Origin of the sequence: Staphylococcus roterodami (genome assembly GCA_022493055.1) — a bacterium.
Lineage (GTDB): Bacteria > Bacillota > Bacilli > Staphylococcales > Staphylococcaceae > Staphylococcus > Staphylococcus singaporensis.
This window is the reverse complement of the sequence record CP092781.1, coordinates 495,941-516,321: the sequence shown is the minus strand read 5'-3', so window position 1 is coordinate 516,321 and position 20,381 is coordinate 495,941. Positions and strand designations below refer to the sequence as shown.

At 33.4% G+C, this 20,381-nt stretch carries 18 protein-coding genes and 1 pseudogene; all 19 read right to left on the bottom strand.

Going from position 1 to position 20,381, the window contains the following annotated elements:
- Positions 1-99: 99 nt before the first annotated feature.
- Positions 100-981, bottom strand: a complete 882-nt coding sequence (gene hslO, locus ML436_02420; protein ID UMT78614.1) for an Hsp33 family molecular chaperone HslO — start codon at positions 979-981, stop codon at positions 100-102.
- A gap of 242 nt (positions 982-1,223) precedes the next feature.
- Complete coding sequence (ftsH, locus tag ML436_02415; protein ID UMT78613.1) at positions 1,224-3,317, bottom strand: ATP-dependent zinc metalloprotease FtsH; 2,094 nt, start codon at positions 3,315-3,317, stop codon at positions 1,224-1,226.
- A gap of 258 nt (positions 3,318-3,575) precedes the next feature.
- Positions 3,576-4,115: a hypoxanthine phosphoribosyltransferase gene (gene hpt / locus ML436_02410; GenBank protein UMT78612.1), complete on the bottom strand. Its 540-nt coding sequence runs from the start codon at positions 4,113-4,115 to the stop codon at positions 3,576-3,578.
- 4 nt (positions 4,116-4,119) lie between these two features.
- Positions 4,120-5,415 carry a tRNA lysidine(34) synthetase TilS gene (gene tilS / locus ML436_02405; protein ID UMT78611.1) on the bottom strand — a complete coding sequence of 432 codons (1,296 nt, stop codon included), beginning with the start codon at positions 5,413-5,415 and terminating at the stop codon, positions 4,120-4,122.
- Between the two features lie 187 nt (positions 5,416-5,602).
- Positions 5,603-6,004, bottom strand: a complete 402-nt coding sequence (locus tag ML436_02400) for a S1 domain-containing RNA-binding protein (protein ID UMT78610.1) — start codon at positions 6,002-6,004, stop codon at positions 5,603-5,605.
- Between the two features lie 104 nt (positions 6,005-6,108).
- Positions 6,109-6,501 carry a septum formation initiator family protein gene (locus ML436_02395; GenBank protein UMT78609.1) on the bottom strand — a complete coding sequence of 131 codons (393 nt, stop codon included), beginning with the start codon at positions 6,499-6,501 and terminating at the stop codon, positions 6,109-6,111.
- Positions 6,502-6,518: 17 nt separating this feature from the next.
- Positions 6,519-6,782 (bottom strand): RNA-binding S4 domain-containing protein, encoded by a 264-nt coding sequence (locus ML436_02390; protein UMT78608.1) that lies wholly within the window; start codon positions 6,780-6,782, stop codon positions 6,519-6,521.
- A complete protein-coding gene (locus tag ML436_02385; protein UMT78607.1) occupies positions 6,779-7,972 on the bottom strand; it encodes an SAM-dependent methyltransferase in 1,194 nt (397 codons plus the stop codon). Before ML436_02385 ends, ML436_02390 begins: the two co-directional genes overlap by 4 nt.
- On the bottom strand, positions 7,972-9,498 hold the full coding sequence (locus ML436_02380) for a polysaccharide biosynthesis protein (protein UMT78606.1): 1,527 nt from the start codon (positions 9,496-9,498) through the stop codon (positions 7,972-7,974). The genes ML436_02385 and ML436_02380 overlap by 1 nt, the downstream gene beginning before the upstream one ends.
- Positions 9,488-12,994, bottom strand: coding sequence for a transcription-repair coupling factor (mfd, locus tag ML436_02375; GenBank protein UMT78605.1), 3,507 nt, complete (start codon positions 12,992-12,994; stop codon positions 9,488-9,490). The genes ML436_02380 and mfd overlap by 11 nt, the downstream gene beginning before the upstream one ends.
- A complete protein-coding gene (gene pth, locus ML436_02370; GenBank protein ID UMT78604.1) occupies positions 12,994-13,566 on the bottom strand; it encodes an aminoacyl-tRNA hydrolase in 573 nt (190 codons plus the stop codon). The genes mfd and pth overlap by 1 nt, the downstream gene beginning before the upstream one ends.
- Before the next feature lie 511 nt (positions 13,567-14,077).
- The gene (locus ML436_02365; GenBank protein ID UMT78603.1) at positions 14,078-14,731 is read right to left on the bottom strand and encodes a 50S ribosomal protein L25/general stress protein Ctc; all 654 of its coding nucleotides are present in this window, start codon (positions 14,729-14,731) and stop codon (positions 14,078-14,080) included.
- Positions 14,732-14,880: 149 nt separating this feature from the next.
- Entirely contained in the window at positions 14,881-15,846 is a 966-nt protein-coding gene (locus ML436_02360; GenBank protein ID UMT78602.1) for a ribose-phosphate diphosphokinase, read from the bottom strand.
- 146 nt (positions 15,847-15,992) lie between these two features.
- Positions 15,993-17,345 carry a bifunctional UDP-N-acetylglucosamine diphosphorylase/glucosamine-1-phosphate N-acetyltransferase GlmU gene (glmU, locus tag ML436_02355; protein UMT78601.1) on the bottom strand — a complete coding sequence of 451 codons (1,353 nt, stop codon included), beginning with the start codon at positions 17,343-17,345 and terminating at the stop codon, positions 15,993-15,995.
- A 22-nt stretch (positions 17,346-17,367) separates the two neighbouring features.
- Positions 17,368-17,448 (bottom strand): annotated as a pseudogene (locus tag ML436_02350) (hypothetical protein).
- A gap of 420 nt (positions 17,449-17,868) precedes the next feature.
- A complete protein-coding gene (gene spoVG / locus ML436_02345) occupies positions 17,869-18,171 on the bottom strand; it encodes a septation regulator SpoVG (protein ID UMT78600.1) in 303 nt (100 codons plus the stop codon).
- 71 nt (positions 18,172-18,242) lie between these two features.
- Complete coding sequence (locus tag ML436_02340) at positions 18,243-18,623, bottom strand: RidA family protein (protein UMT78599.1); 381 nt, start codon at positions 18,621-18,623, stop codon at positions 18,243-18,245.
- Positions 18,624-18,641: 18 nt separating this feature from the next.
- On the bottom strand, positions 18,642-19,466 hold the full coding sequence (purR, locus tag ML436_02335) for a pur operon repressor (GenBank protein ID UMT78598.1): 825 nt from the start codon (positions 19,464-19,466) through the stop codon (positions 18,642-18,644).
- Between the two features lie 13 nt (positions 19,467-19,479).
- Entirely contained in the window at positions 19,480-20,328 is an 849-nt protein-coding gene (gene ispE, locus ML436_02330; GenBank protein UMT78597.1) for a 4-(cytidine 5'-diphospho)-2-C-methyl-D-erythritol kinase, read from the bottom strand.
- Between the last annotated feature and the right edge of the window lie 53 nt (positions 20,329-20,381).

The window sequence follows — 20,381 nt, the reverse complement described above, 5'->3', positions numbered from 1 at the left end:
AGAAAGCAAACAAAAATACTAAGAATTATACAACTATTTAGTTCTACATTTCACTAAACCGCTAAAAATAAACATTTTAGCCTATTGGTTTAAATTAAATTACGCTAAACTTTCTAGCAACTCATTCAGTTCTTCTTCAGAATATTTATATTTATTCCCACAGAAATGACATACTGCTTCTGCACCATGATCTTCTTTAATCATATTTTGAATTTCTGCCTCGCCTAATCCTTTAATAGCATTCAAAAATTTCTCATGACTACAGTTACATTCAAATTGAACTGGCATTTTTTCTAAAATTTGTACATGTTCTTCACCTAAAATCTCATTTAATATTCTTTCAGGTGTTAAACCTTGTTCAATTAATTTAGACACTGGTGTCATTTCACTAATAGCTTTTTCCAGCTTTACAATAGTTTCTTCTTTTGCGCCTGGCATTACTTGAATAATAAAACCACCCGCTGCTTTAATTGTATTATCAGGATTTACTAGTACACCCAGTCCTACTGATGAAGGCGTTTGTTCACTTGTAGCATAATAATAAGTAAAGTCTTCCCCTAGTTCACCCGAAACAATCGGACTCGCTCCAGAGAAGTAATCTTTCATACCCACGTCTTTTACAACCATAATAGAACCATTTGTACCAACTGCTCGTCTAACATCAAGTTTACCTTGCTCATTTAATGGAAAATGCGTTTGTGGATGATCTACATATGCGCGTACCTCACCTTTGGCATTGGCATCAGCAATAATACGCCCAATAGGTCCTTGACCATCAACCGTGACTGTTAATTTTTGATCACCTTTTAACATAGCTCCCATCATTGCTGTCGCTGTCATTGTTCGTCCCATTGCAGCAGATGCTGTTGGCCATGTATAATGTCTCGTTTGAGCTTCTTGAACTGTTTCAGTTGTCAAAGCTGCATATGCCCTAATTTCCCCATCAAATGCTAACGCTTTAACAATATAATCATGTGTCATTATTTCAATCTCCTCTATTACTCTATATTTTAAAAATTATTTTACTTCCTAAAATGCAACAATTGTATATATTCTACACCCATCATTCTAAATAATGAAGTAACTTGTTTGATAGTTACTTCACCGTGAAACGATTTTATTGCTTACTATAAATCTATTAAACAACTTTCTTTCTCTTTAAAATACTAAAAAGTACCTCTTCCTATCACATAATCATAGAAAGAGGTACTAAATATTATTAATTATTTATTGTCTGGGTGATTTGGATCATAAGGTTTTTCGATATTAGGCGCTTGTTGATGTGCTGGCTCATCATTTTCATGAGATTTGTCAGCTTCTTTTCTATCTTCAGCAATATCTTTTTCTTCTTTACGATCTTCTTTCTCTTCACGTCGACCTTCTTCTAATTGCTCTTTACGAATGTCTTCATAAGATTTACCAAATTTACCATCATTAAATTCAGAATCTTCATCTTTAACAACTTTAGCTGCATCATAATCTATTTCAGGTAATTTACCTTCATAGAATAATGATTGAATTTGCTCTGCAACTAATGTTTCTTCTGTTAATAATGTTTCAGCAATTAAAATTAACTGTTCTTTGTGCTCTAATAAAATTTGTTTACAACGTTCGTATTGTTCTTTAACGATTCGTTGAACTTCTTTATCTATTTCATAAGCAATTTGACTTGAATAATTAGGTTCACCTTGCATGTCTTTACCTAAGAATACTTGTCCATTACTATGACCAAATTGTAATGGTCCTAGCTTTTTACTCATACCATATTGTGTAACCATTGATCTTGCGATTTGCGTAGCACGCTCGAAGTCATTTGAAGCACCAGTTGAAACTTCATTAAAGTTGATATCTTCTGATACTCGTCCACCAAGCAGACCACAAATTTTATCTAATAACTCTTGTTCAGTCATTAAGAATCGATCTTGTTTCGGTAACATCATAGCATAACCGCCAGCTTGTCCACGTGGTACGATAGTAACTTTGTGAACTACTTCTGCTTCATCTAATACCATACCAATAATTGTATGACCAGCTTCATGATGCGCAACGATATTACGTTCTTTCTTAGAAATAACACGAGATTTCTTAGCAGGTCCAGCAATAACTCTATCTGTTGCTTCTTCGATATCTCTCATATCAATTTTCTTCTTACCTTCACGTACTGCAATTAATGATGCTTCATTTAATAAGTTTTCTAAATCAGCACCAGAGAACCCTGGTGTACGTTGTGAAATAGCTTTTAAGTCTACAGTTTCATCAAGTGGTTTGTTCTTAGCATGTACATGTAGAATTGCTTCACGACCTTTTACATCTGGGCGACCAACTTGAATTTGTCTATCAAAACGACCTGGACGTAATAACGCTGGGTCTAGAATATCCGGACGGTTTGTAGCAGCTATCATAATGATACCTTCATTTTCACCAAAGCCATCCATTTCAACTAATAATTGGTTTAATGTTTGTTCACGTTCGTCATGACCGCCACCTACACCAGCGCCACGTTGACGACCAACCGCATCAATCTCATCAATGAAAATGATACAAGGTGCATTTTTCTTAGCATTATCAAACAAGTCACGTACACGACTCGCACCGACACCGACAAACATCTCAACGAAGTCTGAACCACTAATCGAGAAGAATGGGGCACCAGCTTCACCAGCAACCGCTCTCGCAAGTAATGTTTTACCTGTACCTGGAGGCCCCACAAGTAAGACCCCTTTAGGTATTCTTGAACCCATTTCTTTAAACTTCTTATTGTCTTTCAAGAAATCTACAATTTCAATTAACTCTTGCTTTTCTTCATCAGCACCCGCTACATCAGAGAAGCGAACTCGACGTTTATTATTATCGTACATTTTCGCTTTAGATTTACCAAAGTTCATCATACGACCGCCACTACCGCCGCCTTGTGCTTGGCTTAGGAAGAAAATAAATAATAACGCGATAACAACAACTGGAATTAATGTTGAAAGTATACTTACAAAGACACTTTGTTTTTCTTCTTCTTTAATCGTTAATTTTACACCGTTTTGCTTCTTAGCAGCATCTGTAATTTTTTGTAATTCTTTTTCATTGTTATATAAAATAGTTGATGAATAATCTTCATCATTTTTCGTCTTACCACTTACCATATACACATTTTGTTGTGGTTGGATTTCTAATGTTTTAAGGTCACCCTTTTCCAACTTCTCAGTAAACTGATTATATGTAAGCTGTTTCGGCATATTTCCATTACCGTTTAAATATGAAAATAGACCAAAAATAATAACGCCTATTATTACGATAACTAGCACATTGCGAAAAGCTTTCTGCATGCGTCATTTCCTCCTACTTCCCATAATAAAACTAACAAGAATTGTAACACATTACATATTTTGTATGCTAGTAATTGAGCTTACTGTCAATAACATTCACATCTTTTGTCAATTTTATCAATTTCTATATTTTTCCATCTTTGCAAGACATATGTCTTGTTTAAAATTAAATATATATGAAATACATTTTTCATATTTTTGAGTCTACACTATTCTTACTCAAAGGCATAGTAATAATAACTGAAATTGATTAAAAATTTAATTTGAATATACTTCAGGTTTTAACGTACCAATATATGGTAAGTTTCTATATAACTCGCGATAGTCTAAACCGTATCCAACAACAAATTCATCTGGAATTTTTTTACCAACGTACTTAGCTTCAATATCAGCTTTGCGACGATTCGGCTTATCTAGTAATGTAACTATTTCTAATGAGTTAACTTTTCTAGATTGTAATAATTCAGTAATAGACTTAAGTGTCGTACCAGTCTCTAAAATATCTTCAATGATTAACACATCTTTATTTTCAATAGAAGAACCTAGGTCTTTAATAATTTGTACTTCACCAGTTGATTCAGTACCACCGTGATAACTTGAAACATCCATGAAATCAATTGATAAATGTGTATCGATGCGTTTAATCAAATCTGACATAAACATTGCTGAACCTTTTAAAATTCCAACACATACTAATGGTTTATCTTTGTAATCCTTTGTTAATTGAGCTCCCAATTCTTTACAGATATTTTGAATATCTTCTTCAGTTAACAATACTTCCTTTAAATCATTATGCATAACGCTATTCATCTCCATTTTTACTAATTATAATCCATTGCTTTAATTGTTGTTGTTGATATAAATCTCCTACCGCAATAATGCGTTGCTGTTTATCCAATATAACTGGAATTTGATCACGAAGCCACAGAGGTTCTTTCTGATCTATAAACAAACGATTAACTTTCTTATAACCATCACGCCCATTAAGTTTAAATTTATCACCACTTTTTCTTGTCCTTACTGTAAGTGGAAATAAACTTTTTGGTAAATTAGAATGTATCTCTATTAAATATTTGTCAAAAATATAATTACCTGGCTTATCAATAATTTGAACTCTAAAATATGTATCGCCATTATTTTTAGCCATTATTATTAATTTACCATATGCGATTTGAATTATCCATTTTTCTGTAAGTTTAATACTGAATTGCGCTTTCTTACTTTTAAATTGTTGAAACCAATCATCATACGTTCTATCACTGATATTAAATATCTTAAAATGTTCAGATAAAACTCGATCAAATATAATCATTTTTAATTGATCTGGCAAATCATTAAAAACTTGTCTCGGCATTTCTATATTCATTAACTTTTCGTCAAACTTCACAAATTCTGTAATAAATTGCGTTGCTCTACATTGTAAAACAGCATATTGCTCATCATGCCAATGTTTTAATTTTAATAAATGTGAAACTTTAAGTTGATCATTTTCATCAATAGCTGGAATGATTCTATTACGAATGTCATTTCTAACATATTTATTATCTTGATTAGACGCATCTTCATAAAATGGTATCTCGTTTTCAATCTGGTATTGTTGAATTTCATTTTTAGAAACAGCTAGTAACGGACGATAAATATAATAACCTTCCCGTTTAGAATGTTCATCAATACCCAATCTATTACGCGTTGATTTGCCACTAAAAATACGGTACATGATGGTTTCAAGTTGATCATCTAGGTGATGTGCTGTTAATAAGACATCCGCTTCTAAATCCAACATCATCTCATCAAACCATTGATAACGTTTAATTCGAGCTTCATTTTGTATACTTATGTTTCTATCTAGACTATGAGATAAATCTAATCTCTTAATATGTAAATCTATGTGATGTTGTTTACAATATGCTGTTAAAAATTGAGCTTCTTCGTCAGATGCTAACCTAACACCATGATTAACATGCAAACAGGTCAACCGTCTATAGCTATCTTTGTATTCATTTAGGAGTTGGTACAATAAGCACATACTATCAATTCCTGTAGAAACAGCAACAACAAGATGGTCATCTCTATGCCAACCACTACTATTCAACTGCATACCCACACCTCACTCTTTACAATTTTTAAATACTCGAACTTCTAGAACTTCTATTTATATCATAACAAATAAAAAGAGACTGCTCCTTATTTAAGAAACAGTCTTAGACATTCTTCATACGCAATCACTACCATGATGCATACATTCTAAATTTATTCCTTATCGAAACAGTCTTTATTTATTTTAATTAACGTCTAGAACCTTTGCCACCGCGTCTAGATTCTGTTTGACGTTTGATTGAAGTTAATTTGTCTTCACTATCTTTTAAGAAATTGCTTAATTTCTTTTCAAAATCTTCGGCTTTTTGTACTGGTTTATGGTGACTTGGTTTACTTGTATGTTGTCTACGTGGACGATCTTTCGCTTTTTTAATTGAAAGACTAATTTTGCCATCATCAGCAATTGATAATACTTTTACGTCGACTTCATCACCTACAGTTAAGTGCTCTTCTACGTTTTCAACATAATTATCTGCTACTTCACTAATGTGAACTAAACCACTTTTTCCTTCAGGTAATTCTACGAATGCACCAAACTTTTTGATACCAGTGACTTTACCTTTAAGCTTATTTCCAACTTCGATTGACATATGCTAAATAAATCCTCCCGATTTGATTCGATTTTTCCTTATTATATCCTTGTTTGAGTTTTTTCACAATGTCTATACTCGTATATTTTTTGTTCAATTTTGAATTATTTTTTTGACGAATCAGAGTTTGACGAACCCTTGTCATTAGGAAGTCTAAATATTACTTCCCCTTTATTGCTTAAGTAATAATCATCACGTGCAATTTTTTCAATGTAATCTTTGTCATTTAGATTATTCAATTTCTCTTTTAATGCTATTTCTTCATTTTGTTGCTTTTGAAATTGTTCTTCTTTCGCTTTTCGTTCTTTTGCATCAACATCATTACGGTGTTTTTGGACAACAAGCAAGATTGATAAAATAATAATTATCGCAAGTAATACACCCGCAAAAACCGTGATTCGTCTTCGAACTACACGCATCTTCATTTTTTGACGTTGTTTTTTCTTATTTTCTTGTGATGTATACTGATTTTCTATATGCTCTACTTTATTTTTCATTGCTTGTCACCTCCAAATTACACTTCATCAATTCTTTGTTCTTCAATGATTTCATACATGCCCTTTGCATTATCTTTAGATGCATGTTCATTTAATGCTGTTACTTTTACAGTTACCAATTTCTGACCGAAGCGAATTGTTAAGACATCTTCTACTTTGACATCAGATCCAGCTTTAGCAATATTGCCATTGATTGTGATTCGTCCTTGATCGCTTACTTCTTTAGCTAATGTGCGTCTTTTAATTAGTCTCGAAACTTTTAAATATTTGTCTAATCTCATTTATTGCGCTCCCCCTTTTCTAACCATTGTTTCAACTCAGCTTCATCTAATGATTTACCTTTAGTCTCTTCATATAAGTTTAAAAAATGTTCAGCAAATACTTTTTCAAACTTAACTCTTGATTGTTTACCTTCAGCTTCTTTAGCTTTCGACCATATCTCTTTCAAATCTTCAATCGATTCAGCATGTGCATTGCCAAATATATGTGGGTGCCTATGAATCATTTTTGTATTTAAGCCCGTAATGACTTCTTTTATATCCATATACCCTTCTTTTTTACCAATACTTGTATGCAATAACACTTGTAGTAAAATATCTCCTAACTCTTCAATCATATGCCAATCATCTTCATTGTCAATAGCTTCGAATAATTCAAAGGTTTCTTCAAGTAAATATCGTTTTAAAGTATCGTGTGTTTGTGCTTTATCCCATGGGCAACCTTTTTCATCATCAACTAAAGTATCAATCACCTCTGTTGCAAAATCAAAGTCATTATACAAATATGCTTGTGTCGTTATTTTCGGAATAAATATACTTGTTAAATTATTGAACGCCTTTTCATCGTGATCTAATTCATATAAAGGGCAAGTCACAACATTTTCAGCGCCATTGCTGTGTGCACCCGTAACAATTTGAACAGGGTAATCATCTGGATAACGTTCCATTAACGTAATTTTTAAATCAGCAGCTACCATCGCACTGTAAACTTGAGTAATCAATGTATGAGTCCTAACATTCAATGTCACTTCTTGCAAAGATGTAGCATCTAACAAAGTAAATCCATCATTTGGATCAATATTTACAGCTTCAAATACGTCATCTATAAAGCTTTTTCCACCTAAAATCACTACATTAATATTAGCCTGCTTATCCGCAAATGCTTGCAATTTTACTGTAGTCGTCTCAGCAACTCTTGGATGCCCTGGAACCGCATAAACAATATCTTTTTCAGAAGCAAACGCGATCAATTTCTCTACAATTTCATCATAGACATCTTCAAACTGGTCATGTTCTTCATAAACGTAATCAAAACTTTCAAATGCCAATTCATCTTTCAAAGATTGAACAACCGGATGGTCCATCGTCCTAGCATAGACAATGTCCTGCGTCTTCAAAAATTTATATATTCCTAGTGGTAAATCATCTATATCATAATTACCTAAGCCAACAATCGTAATGGTATGTGCCATCAACGTCTTCCTTTCTTCATTTGATACAATTTAGAACCGAATGGTAAATAAGTTAACTCTTTATACGTCAATACATTAAATTTAAAAATATAGTAAAACAATGCTGCAATACCTAAAAAGGCTGCACATAATAATTCAATTAGTCCAGTTATTCGACCGTGTGTGGTCACTATAAATAAAACGAGTTGGACAACGATTGACATGAATACCATGCCGAAAACGACATTCATGAAAAATCGTCGCATCGCATGCAAATGATACTTTTTAGTTACAGCAATGTGAATAATTGCACCGAATATAATTAATGATACAACAGTACTTATACTTGCACCAATAATGCCACTTGAACGAATTATAATTATATTAAGTAAAAATTTAACTATTAATCCTGAGATTATACCAATAAATATAGGTCTCACAGCATGTTGCGCTTGTAACAATGCCATATCCATCATAATTAAAGACACACAAATCACTGTAAGCATATAAATACTTAATGTTAACGTTAAATCATTTGTTTTAAAAAACACGCTATTCATCAAAGGTAATAAATTGATTAATCCGATACCTGCTGCTGTACTAATTAAAATTGTAATTTTCAAAGAAGCATTTGCATAACGATTCATTAATACGCGCTTTTTCATTTTAATAGCATCACTTAGTAAAGGGATTAATGCAAAACTAAACGTTGTCGTTACAATTAAACCCATTTGAATGAATGAGGCACCTCGATCATAAACACCTTTTTCAGTAATAGCAATATTAAATGGTACACGTGTTGCTTGTAATGATTGAATAATCGTTATACTATCGATCACTTGCCACAAAATAACGATGAGTTGACTTATCGCGAAAATGATAATTGAAAGCATAAGCTGTTTCCAAGCTATCTTTGCTTTATTATTTATCACTTTAAATTTAAACGGTCTATGTGCAATTAAATATATCGATGAACCTAGAAATCCAATTGTTGATGCTAAAATAGCAATGGTACCAGCTTCATAAATATTCCATCCTTTATCTACAAAAATAATAATAGTTCCGATAATGATACCTACACGAATCACTTGTTCTATAACCTGGGAAATAGCTGGAATCGTCATATTATTTGCTGTTTGATAGTAACCTCTTAAAACACCAAGCATACCTATAAAAATAAAGCTTAAACTTGCGGCCTGAATCATTGAAGTCAAATGAATGTCTCCCATAATTTGAGCAATACGATTTGCAAACGCAAAGATTAAAACAAATATCGATATACCAATCATTTGAATATATATGACAGCTTTCGCATATGCATGGTCATTATGATATTGACCTATGTTTTGTGTAATAGCACTTGGAATAGCATTCATCGACAATATCATCCCTAATGCCACGATAGGATACACTTGTTGATAGGCATACAAACCTGTATCACCTAATATATTTTGATATGGGATACGATATACAGCACTTAGAATCTTTATAACAATTAATGCAGCAGTTAATACAACAACGCCATTAAATGCCTCTTTATGCTTCATCACTTATTCTCATACTTTCTTCGATACATTTCACTAGAAACTTAAGACTATCTAGCCATTGGGTTTGTTTCGTTAACGTTATCGTCATTTCACTATTTTGTACACCAACTTTCATTGTTCTACCAAGAGGTTGCGTAGCTTTGAACAACACTTCGCCATCAATGTTTTCAGTAGCTTTTACAGATAAATGAATATCGATTGTTTTCCCATTATCTTTAATTAACGTAATTCCTGCATGCAATGCACGTACTTTTATTTCTACAATATCAAGCAAACGTTCAACTTCAACCGGATAGTTATTAAAACGGTCAATCAACTCATCTTTAATATCCATGATTTGCTCATGCGTTTCTGTTTTTCGTAGCTTTTTATAAATTTCAATCTTAGCTTGCTCATTTGTTATATACTCTGTAGGTAAATATGCATCTAAGTTTAAATCCACTTCAACTTCTGGCACATCAGGTTCTGGTTCTTTAATACCGCGTTTCTCATTTACAGCTTCTTCTAACATTTGGCTATATAAATCAAATCCAACCGTGTCAATAAAGCCATGTTGTTGCTTACCTAATAAGTTACCTGCACCACGTATATTTAAATCACGCATTGCAATCTTAAATCCAGAGCCCAATTCTGTAAATTCTTTAATAGCTTGTAATCGATCTTCAGCCGTCTCTGTTAACACTTTGTTTGCTGGATGTAAGAAATAGGCATATCCAATTCGACTCGAACGTCCGACACGTCCTCTTAATTGATACAATTGACTTAATCCGAAACGATCTGCGTCTTCAATGATTAAAGTATTGGCATTTGGAACATCGACACCAGTTTCTATGATTGTTGTCGTTACCAAAATGTCATACTCATTATTAATAAAACTTAGCATCGTTTCTTCTAAATCTCGCTCCGTCATCTGCCCATGAGCAACCGCGATGTTAGCATCAGGCATTAACATTTGAAGCTGTTCACGCTTTTCATAAATAGATTGCACTTTATTGTACAAGTAAAATACTTGTCCGCCACGAGAGAGTTCTCTCTCTAACGCTTCTTTAATAAAACTCATATTTTGTTCTAACACGTATGTTTGTACTGGAAAACGATTTTCAGGTGGCGTTTCAATTACTGACAAATCACGTACACCTAGCATACTCATATGGAGCGTTCTCGGTATAGGCGTTGCTGTTAAAGTTAATACATCAACATTATGCTTTAATGTCTTGATACGTTCTTTATGGCGAACACCAAAACGCTGTTCTTCATCGACTATTAATAAGCCTAAATCTTTGTATTGTATATCTTTGCTGAGCAACTTGTGTGTACCAACAACTATATCAACGAATCCAGACTTAAGTCCTTCTTTCGTTTGTTTGATTTCTTTAGGTGTTCTAAAGCGACTCATTAATTGAATTTCAACTGGAAAATCCTGCATACGCTCTATTAATGTTTCATAATGCTGTTGCGCTAAAATAGTTGTAGGCACTAAAAACGCAACTTGTTTTCCTTCCATAACAGCTTTGAATGCTGCTCGAACTGCAACTTCTGTTTTACCATAACCAACATCACCACATAACAGACGATCCATTGGACGTGATTTTTGCATATCTTCTTTAATTTCATCAATAGATTTAGCTTGGTCTGGCGTAAGTTCATACGGAAAGTCTAATTCAAATGTAGTTTGCTCAGCAGTGTCAGAACCAAATTGATAACCTTCTGCCATTTCTCGTTCTTTATAAAGATCGATTAACTCTTCGGCAATATCTTCAACACTTTGTTGAACTTTAGCTTTCGTTTTTTTCCACTCACTACCGCCAAGTTTGTTTAATTTCGGCGTCTTATCTTCTGAAGCTACATATTTTTGAACTTGATCCATTTGATCAACAGGTACAAACAATTGATCCGTACCTTTATATTGTAATTTAATGTAGTCACGATGCGTTTGTCCGACTTCTAAAGTTTCAACACCTAGATATCTACCAACACCATGATGTACATGAACAATATAATCTCCTACATTTAAATCCTGGTATGATTTTATTTTTTCAGCATTTGAAATTGCTTTAGTGCGTTTTCGTTGTTTTTTCTGTTTTGATTTAAAAAGCTCTCGCTCTGTTATAACAACTAATCCCATATCAGGTAGTTCAAATCCTTCTGACAAACTACCTTCGATAATGACTGCTTGCCCAGCTAACATCGAGCTGTGCATGTTGGTTACAGAAGGAATATGCATTTCACTTAACATTGCTTGCATACGTTCAACTTTCGTTTCAGTCTCAACTAACACAACGATACGGTAATTCCGATTAACATAACGTTGAAATTCAGAGCGCATAATATCATATTGACCATAAAATTGTTGTACAGGTTTACATGACATTTTAATAATACGGTTAAGTTTTATCGGCATTGTTGTCGCAAATAATGAAAAATAAGTAGCTGGATAGTCTTCAATCAATGTTTCAAAATCATCATATTTTATAAAACTTTGTCCAATAAAACCATTACCACTTTCAATAATATTACTTATAAACGCATCTGATTCTGTAGTAAGACTTTCCTCAGTTTCTTTTATGCGATTGAATTCATCAATTGCTACAATTGCATCTTTTTGAAAATAATCTATAATTGTCGAAGGTTTATCATACATAAATGCTACTAAGCGTCGTAATATTTGATGATCAAAATAAGTACTTTCGAACAATTTAAAACTTTCATATGTTTCCTTCAAATCATTACGTACTGATTTATCGATTTTAGGTCTCGTATTTTCATAAGCTGCTTTCAATTCTGATTTAAGATGATTAATCACTTCATCTGTAATGATATAATCACTTGCAGTTGTAATATCAACTTCCTCTACATTATCTTTTGAACGCTGTGTTTCGACATCAAAATCTCGAATTGAATCAATTTCAGTATCGAAAAGTTCAATTCTAACAGGTTGCCCAATAAGTGGGAAAATATCAATAATACCTCCGCGCAATGAAAATTCGCCGATATGAGAAACGACCGATTCTCGTTTATAACCCATATTAACCAATTTATTAAGCAATTGATCCACATCGATATCATCGCCAACTCGTAATGTCATTTGATGGCTTTGCCACATTTCTACTGGCGTTAACCACTTTTTCAAGCCATTAAGGGGAACGATAAATAACCCTTTCTTACCTTGAGCTAACGCAGTTAATGTTCTAATACGTTCACTCATCAGTTGAGGGCTTTGTGTTGAAAATTCTTCAGTCATAATATCCTGTACTGGATACTTATATAATTCCTCTGCATCTACGAATTGTAAAAAGTCTGTTTCTAATTTATCCGCTTGGTATAAATTGTTAGTAATTAATAATAACTGTTGATTGCTTTGTGTATATTTTTCAGCAATCATCGTCACTTTTGCTGACGGGGAAAGTCCAGTTACTAATGTATTTTCTTGTCCAAATACCTGATTAAGTTCTTGAAAATGATTATTCTCTTGAATAAACGTTGTTAATATTGTCATTACTTTACTTCACCATTGAATTCATTCATTACGTGATCAAAACGTGATGTTTCAATAAACTTTTCAATTGCTCGCGCTGAATGTTCGATAACTTTTTCCATAGTTATCATTTCATCTTGTGAAAATCGTTGCAACACATAATCAGGAACAGACATGCCATTCGTTGGTCTTCCCACACCAATACGAACACGTTTAAATTGATCTGTACCAAGCATTTTGATGATTGATTTCATACCATTATGTCCGCCTGCACTACCTTTATGTCTTAAACGAACCTGTCCTTGTTCTAAATCTAAATCATCATACAGTACAATTAAATCTTCTGGATCAACATTATAATAATCCATAATAGGCGCTACAGCTTCACCAGATAAATTCATCATTGTCATTGGTTCAATGAATAAGACTTTATCGCCGTTCATGCGTTCAATGGTATATGCACCTTTAAATTTCTGTTTATCTAAAGTAAAATTATTTTTCTCTAAAATATAATCGACGACTTCGAAGCCGATATTATGTCTTGTAAGTTCAAAACGTTTACCTATATTACCAAGACCTACAATACACTTCATGCGTGTTTACCTCCATCGTAATTGTTTAATTTATTCATGTGGGAGTGGGACAGAAATGATAAAGAACCACTAATGATTTATTATGTAGTGGTTTTTACATATTAGCCACAGCTAATTTGTACTTCAATTCTCTGTGTTGGGGTCCCGACCCCAACTTGCATTGTCTGTAGAAATCGGGGACCAATTTCTCTGTGTTGGGGCCCCGCCACCTTGCATTGTCTGTAGAAATCGGGGACCAATTTCTCTATATTGGGGCCCCGACCCCCACTTAAAATTGCTCATCGAAATAGTAAGCATGTACTTAAACATTCTGTATGTCGATAAAATCTTTTTCATCGTTTTTATACTTTTCAATTAAGTCCACATTACTTACTAAAATTAATTCAACTTTGATACAAATCAATAAAGTTTAATTAAACCTTATAATAACACAAAAAGCACCATGCTTATATTAAAATAAGCACAGTGCTTGTTTAACAAAGTATAAAAACTTTATTGTAATGAGTTAAAATTACTCTTCAGTTTTCTCTTCGTCTTCTTTGCTTTCGCCAACAACTTCTGGTTCTTCAGTTTGTTGTTCGCCTTCCATAGCTTCGATTTCTTCTTCAGTTGGTTCTTCAGTTGGAGCAACTACTGTTACAACTGATTCAGCTGAATCATTTTCGATTTTGAAGTCGCCAGTTACTTTTACATCAGCAACAGTTAAGCTGTCGTTAATGTTTAATTCAGTAATGTCTACTTCAATAGCTTCTGGAATATTGTCAGGAGTAGCAGTTACTTCTAAGTTGAATAATGGTTGTTCAACTACACCGCCTTCTTTAGCGCCTACTGCTTCACCAACTAATTGAACTGGTACTTCAACAGTACGTTCTTCACTCATATTGATTGCTAAGAAGTCAATGTGAGTAATTTGGTTTTTAAGTGGATCGAATTGGTAGTCTGCAACCATAACTTTGATAGTTTTAGAACCAACACCTAATTCGATAACACCGTTACGACCTACTTCACGGATAACTTTGATGAATTCTACTTCATCAACTTTAACTGACACGTTTTTAGTACCGTAACCATATACAACTGCTGGTACTTTACCAGATTTTCTTAATTGTTTAAGGTCTGAACGTGTTTGTTTACCTTGACGGATGATTGACTTTAATGAAGCCATTCTCATTTCCACCTTTCATTTTCGCTCAACAAGAGCACCTCACTTACCCATCAACATGAACGTTGCTTGCAAGTGTTTATTTATTCGTATAATCACGAACGAAACTATTATACACGTTTGATATTTGTTCGTCAAACGGCTATTTAAAATTAGTCAAATAAAACACTAACTGATTCTCTTTCATAAACACGAATGATTGCTTGTGCAATTAAACCAGCAACCGATAATTCTTTAGTGTTAGAAGGTTTACGATCTTCATCTAAATGAATTGAGTTTGTCACGATTAATTCTTTAATCGCAGAATTTTCGATACGTTCTTTTGCAGGTCCTGATAAAACAGGGTGCGTACAACATGCATAAACTTCTTTAGCACCTTTATCTTTCAATGCTTGTGCAGCTAACGTGATTGTACCTGCAGTATCAATAATATCGTCAATAATAATAGCTGTACGCCCTTCAATTTCACCAACAATGTTCATAACTTCGGCAACATTTGGTCTAGGACGACGTTTATCTATAATTGCAATTGGAGTTTTTAAAATGTCCGCCAATTTACGAGCACGTGTAACACCACCATGGTCAGGTGACACAACAACACACTCTTCTGGGTTAATGTTTGGATCATCTTTAAAATGCTTAGCAAGAATTGGCACACCCATTAAGTGATCAATTGGTATATCAAAGAATCCTTGAATTTGAGGTGCATGCAAGTCTAACGCAATCATACGTGTTGCGCCAGCTGTTTCGATTAAGTTTGCTACTAACTTAGCTGTGATTGGTTCACGGCTACGTGCTTTTCTATCTTGTCTTGCATATCCATAATATGGCACTACAATATTGATTGTTGCTGCTGAAGCACGCTTACAAGCATCAATCATAATTAATAATTCCATTAAATGTAGGTTTACAGGATATGATGTTGGTTGAATAATAAATACGTCACAACCACGAATACTCTCTTCGATATTAATTTGAATTTCTCCATCACTAAAACGTTTAACTGAACATTTACCTAGTTCAATACCTACTTGGTCAGCAACTTCTTGCGCTAATGCTTCGTTTCCTTTCAATGAAAAAATCTTTAATGACGAATTCTTATATTCATTATTTAACATTTATAGTCCTCCAATTATTTACTTACGCAATTACTATTATATATAAAATGCAACCTCATTACTATGCGAATCCTTAAATCATAAAGATTACATTATTATTACATAGGATTATCCTTTTATCCTAGTCACCATAGATACGTAAATATTTATTTCCTATATCCTTCTTTTGTTGTTTGTCTTGCTCTTGCTACAGCTAAACTGTCATTAGGAATGTCGTTCGTAATTGTTGAACCTGCAGCCACTAATACTGCATCACCAACAGTTACTGGCGCTACTAAATTAACATTACAACCGATAAAGGAATCTTTACCGACAACTGTTTTAAATTTATTTATTCCATCATAGTTAACTGTAATCGTTCCACAGCCAATATTTGTACGTTCTCCTATGACAGCATCACCAATATAACTTAAATGTGAAACTTTAGAACCATCTTTAAGATCTGCTTTTTTAATTTCAACAAAATTACCAACTTTAACATCTGCACCTAAATTTGCACCCGGTCTCAACTGCGCAAATGGACCGACTTTAGTGTGTGCACCAACATACGCCTCATTTACAACTGATTGTTGAATCAATGCACCATTTTCAATCTTACTATTGTTGATTTCAGAGTATTGACCAACAACTACATCTTCACCTATTTCAGTTTGGCCATTAATTCTTACACCCGGCTCAATTACTGTATCGCTACCAATTGTAACGTTTGGACCTATAAACGTACTGTCAGGGTCAATAATTGTAACACCATTTATCATGTGTTTATGATTCGTACGTCGTTGCATCGCCTTTTCAGCTTGGCTAAGCATGACACGATCATTCACACCCATAATCTCTTCAATGTCATTAGTACGATATACTTCTACAATGCCATTATTTTCTAAAATTAACGCTAAAACATCAGGAAGATAATATTCACCTTGAGCATTATCATTTTTCACTTGTGCTAATTTTTCAAATAACACTTTGTTATCAAACGCAAAAATACCTGAACTAATTTCATTAATTTCTTTTTCAGATTGCGTTGCATCCTTTTCTTCAACAATGCGTTCTAAACGCCCTGATTGATTACGAACAATTCTTCCATAACCATATGGATTTTGAACTAAAGCAGATAACACCGTAGCTTGTGCATTATTATCCTCATGATGCGCAATTAGAGTTTCTAACGTTTCTTTTGTGATAAGTGGTGTATCGCCACATACTACAATTGTTGTACCTTCCTCACCATCTAAATGTGATTTCGCCATTAGTACTGCATGCGCTGTACCGAGTTGTTCTTGTTGAAAACTGTATAAAGAACGTTCGCCTAAATGTCCCTTTACACTTTCAGCACCATGTCCTACGATGGTTACAACTTGATCGACACCTGATCCTTTAACACTATCTAATACATGTTCGACCATAGGTTTACCAGCAACCTCGTGTAGCACTTTATATTTTTTTGATTTCATTCTTGTGCCTTTACCTGCTGCCAAAATTATCGCATGTCTTCGCATGAACATTAACCCCCATTAAATTTTACACTTCGTCATTATTATAATTTAATCTACAATGCTCTTTCAACATATAAAAGGCATTGTTTTCAATTCGTTGCTTTTTAAAATGAAATTCTTCATCGCTTATAAAAATATGTGTAACTCTTTTTCGAATCGAATCATGATTTTGTGTTGAATAAAATTATGACGTCAAAGTATCTTCCTAATTCAAGCTATATTTCTCCGGACCAATATGTAACTTTTACGTTGAGCATTTTCTCCTTAATATTTAAAACTAGTATCCTCATGTCAAACAATTTTGAATTCATTTAAAAAAACCAAACACACTGCAATTAGCAGTCCAAAATTTTATGTATCCCATGGATTAATATTCAGTGACAATATACTCCAACAAAGTATCATTACACAGTAAACATTAAATGTTGAACTGAAGCATAAAAAAATGTCGACAAAGCATTATACTTCATCGACAGTTTTATAAATACGCATTGCGAGTTACTAACATCATTGGATATTGAATTTATTAAGCTTCTTCTGAATCTTCTGATGTAGCGTTTTTATCTGGTACTACTTCATCTGTTTCATCATATACTTTCATCACAGCATCTTGAATTTCTTGTCTCATGTCTGAATTAATCGGATGTGCGATGTCGCGGAATTCACCATCTGGTGTACGTTTGCTTGGCATTGCGACGAACAGACCAGAGTTTCCTTCGATTACACGTAAATCATGTATTACGAAAGCTTCATCTAATGTAATGGAAACGAGCGCTTTCATTCGTCCATCTGTTTCTATTTTTCTAAGTCTTACATCTGTCACTTTCATGTAGTGAGCCCCCCTATAGTATATATATATCTGTGTTATTTAGAAGCTTGATTAAACCTATTAATCGAAAATTATAATTCCTTAACTTTACTTACTAATTCAATTTCTACTTTTACATCTTTTGGTAAACGCGCAACTTCTACACAACTACGCGCTGGTTTGTGTACATCAAAATATTGACCATACACTTCATTAATCTTTTGGAAATCATTCATATCCTTAATGAAGATTGTTGCCTTTGCAACAGAATTCAAATCAGAACCCGATTCCTCCAAAACAACTTTTAAATTTTCCAAAACTTGTTTTGTTTGTTCTTGAACATCATCACTAACAATATTTCCATCTAAATCCAATGGAATTTGTCCAGAAGTATAAACCATTCCATTTACAACTGTTGCATGAGAATATGGTCCAAGTGCTTCCGGCAATTTTGTTGTGTTAATTATTTTCATAATATTAAAAACTCCTTTTTATGAAAATTTAGATAAACTGTTACCAGGTTCTACGTTAAACTCTTGATTATATTCATCAACATCAGATAATTTCACTAAGGAAGTATAATCTTCAATTAATCGTTGTTTAACTTCTTTTGATTCTACAAGTACTGATACCCCTTTTACATGGGCTTTAAACTCATTCATTAAATTCATTACACCATTTATAGAACCACCGGCTCTCATAAAATCATCAACAACTAAAACATTTGAATTTTCAGCTAATGTTCTCTTTGAAAGCACCATCGTCTCTATTTTTCTCGAAGATCCCGACACATAATTAATTGAAACTGTAGAACCTTCAGTTACCTTATTATCTTTTCTAATAACTACTACAGGTAAATTTAAAATATTAGCAACTGCATTTGCTAATGAAATACCTTTTGTTGCAATAGTAACAACTGCATCTAATTTTTCATCCATGTAAATACTGGCAATTAACTTACCAACTTTATTAAGTAGCGTTGGATTACCTACCAAATCTGATAAAAATAAATATCCACCAGGTAACAAACGTTCTTTCTCTTCTAATAGAGTAATGACTTCGTTAACAACTTCTGTTGCTTCCTCTTTACTCATCATTGGTTTATACGTAACACCACCACTTGCACCAGCAGTAGTAATTACAGTACCTAACTTTTCTTTTTGGAATGTATTTTTTATAATTTGGACATCTTCACTTATTGAAGACTTCGCCTGCTTAAATTTTTTCACAAAAAAAGTTAATGGAATTAATTTGTTCGGATGGTTCATCAAATATTGCGTCATAAAAACAATTCTCTCGCTTCGTTTATATCTCATCTTTTCAACCCTTCTATCCTAATAGTCTAACTAAGTACACTTCATTACAACAACCGTTTACTGCATTATAAATATTTTTTGCTTGGCTTTCTTTACGTGCTAGCCCATACACAGTTGGTCCGCTTCCACTCATTAACGCACCGTCTGCACCACTTTTCAACATATTATTTTTCAACTTATCGATTTGTGGATGTTTCGAAACAGAAATTGGCTCTAATCGATTAGACAAACTTTGACATAATTGTTGATAATTACCATTTTCCAACGCCTCATAACACATTTTCGTATGTACATTATATTGCTTATCTAAATTGATTAACTTAAATATATCTGGTGATGATATGCCTAAGTTTGGTTTAGCTAGAATCACCCATGCTGATGGTGGTTTATTTAAAAACTCGATTTTTTCGCCTCTTCCAGAGCATAATGCAGTTTTATTATAAATACAAAACGGAATATCCGTTCCAATTTTACTGCCTAATTGAGCTAATTCATCTAAGCTCGCCTCAATATTAAAAAGTCTATTCAATCCTCTTAATGTTGCTGCTGCATCTGCTGAACCGCCAGCTAATCCTGCTGAAACAGGTATTTCTTTATCAATCGTAATAGTCACACCATGTTTTAGTTGATACTGCTCAATAAATAATTGTGCTGCACGATATGCAAGATTTTTATGATTCGAAGGCACATAATTGTGTTCAATTTCAACAACTATTTTTCGATCCTTTCTTTTACGAAAAGTTAAACGATCATTTAAATCAACTGTTGTCATTATCATTTCAATCTCATGATAGCCATCATTTCTTTTAAAAAGTGTATCGAGCGTAAAATTAATTTTGGCTGGTGCCGTTTCATATATCATTTTTGCGCCCTCTTTTCGTTATCTTAATATGATGATTTTAACATAAAGAGAAT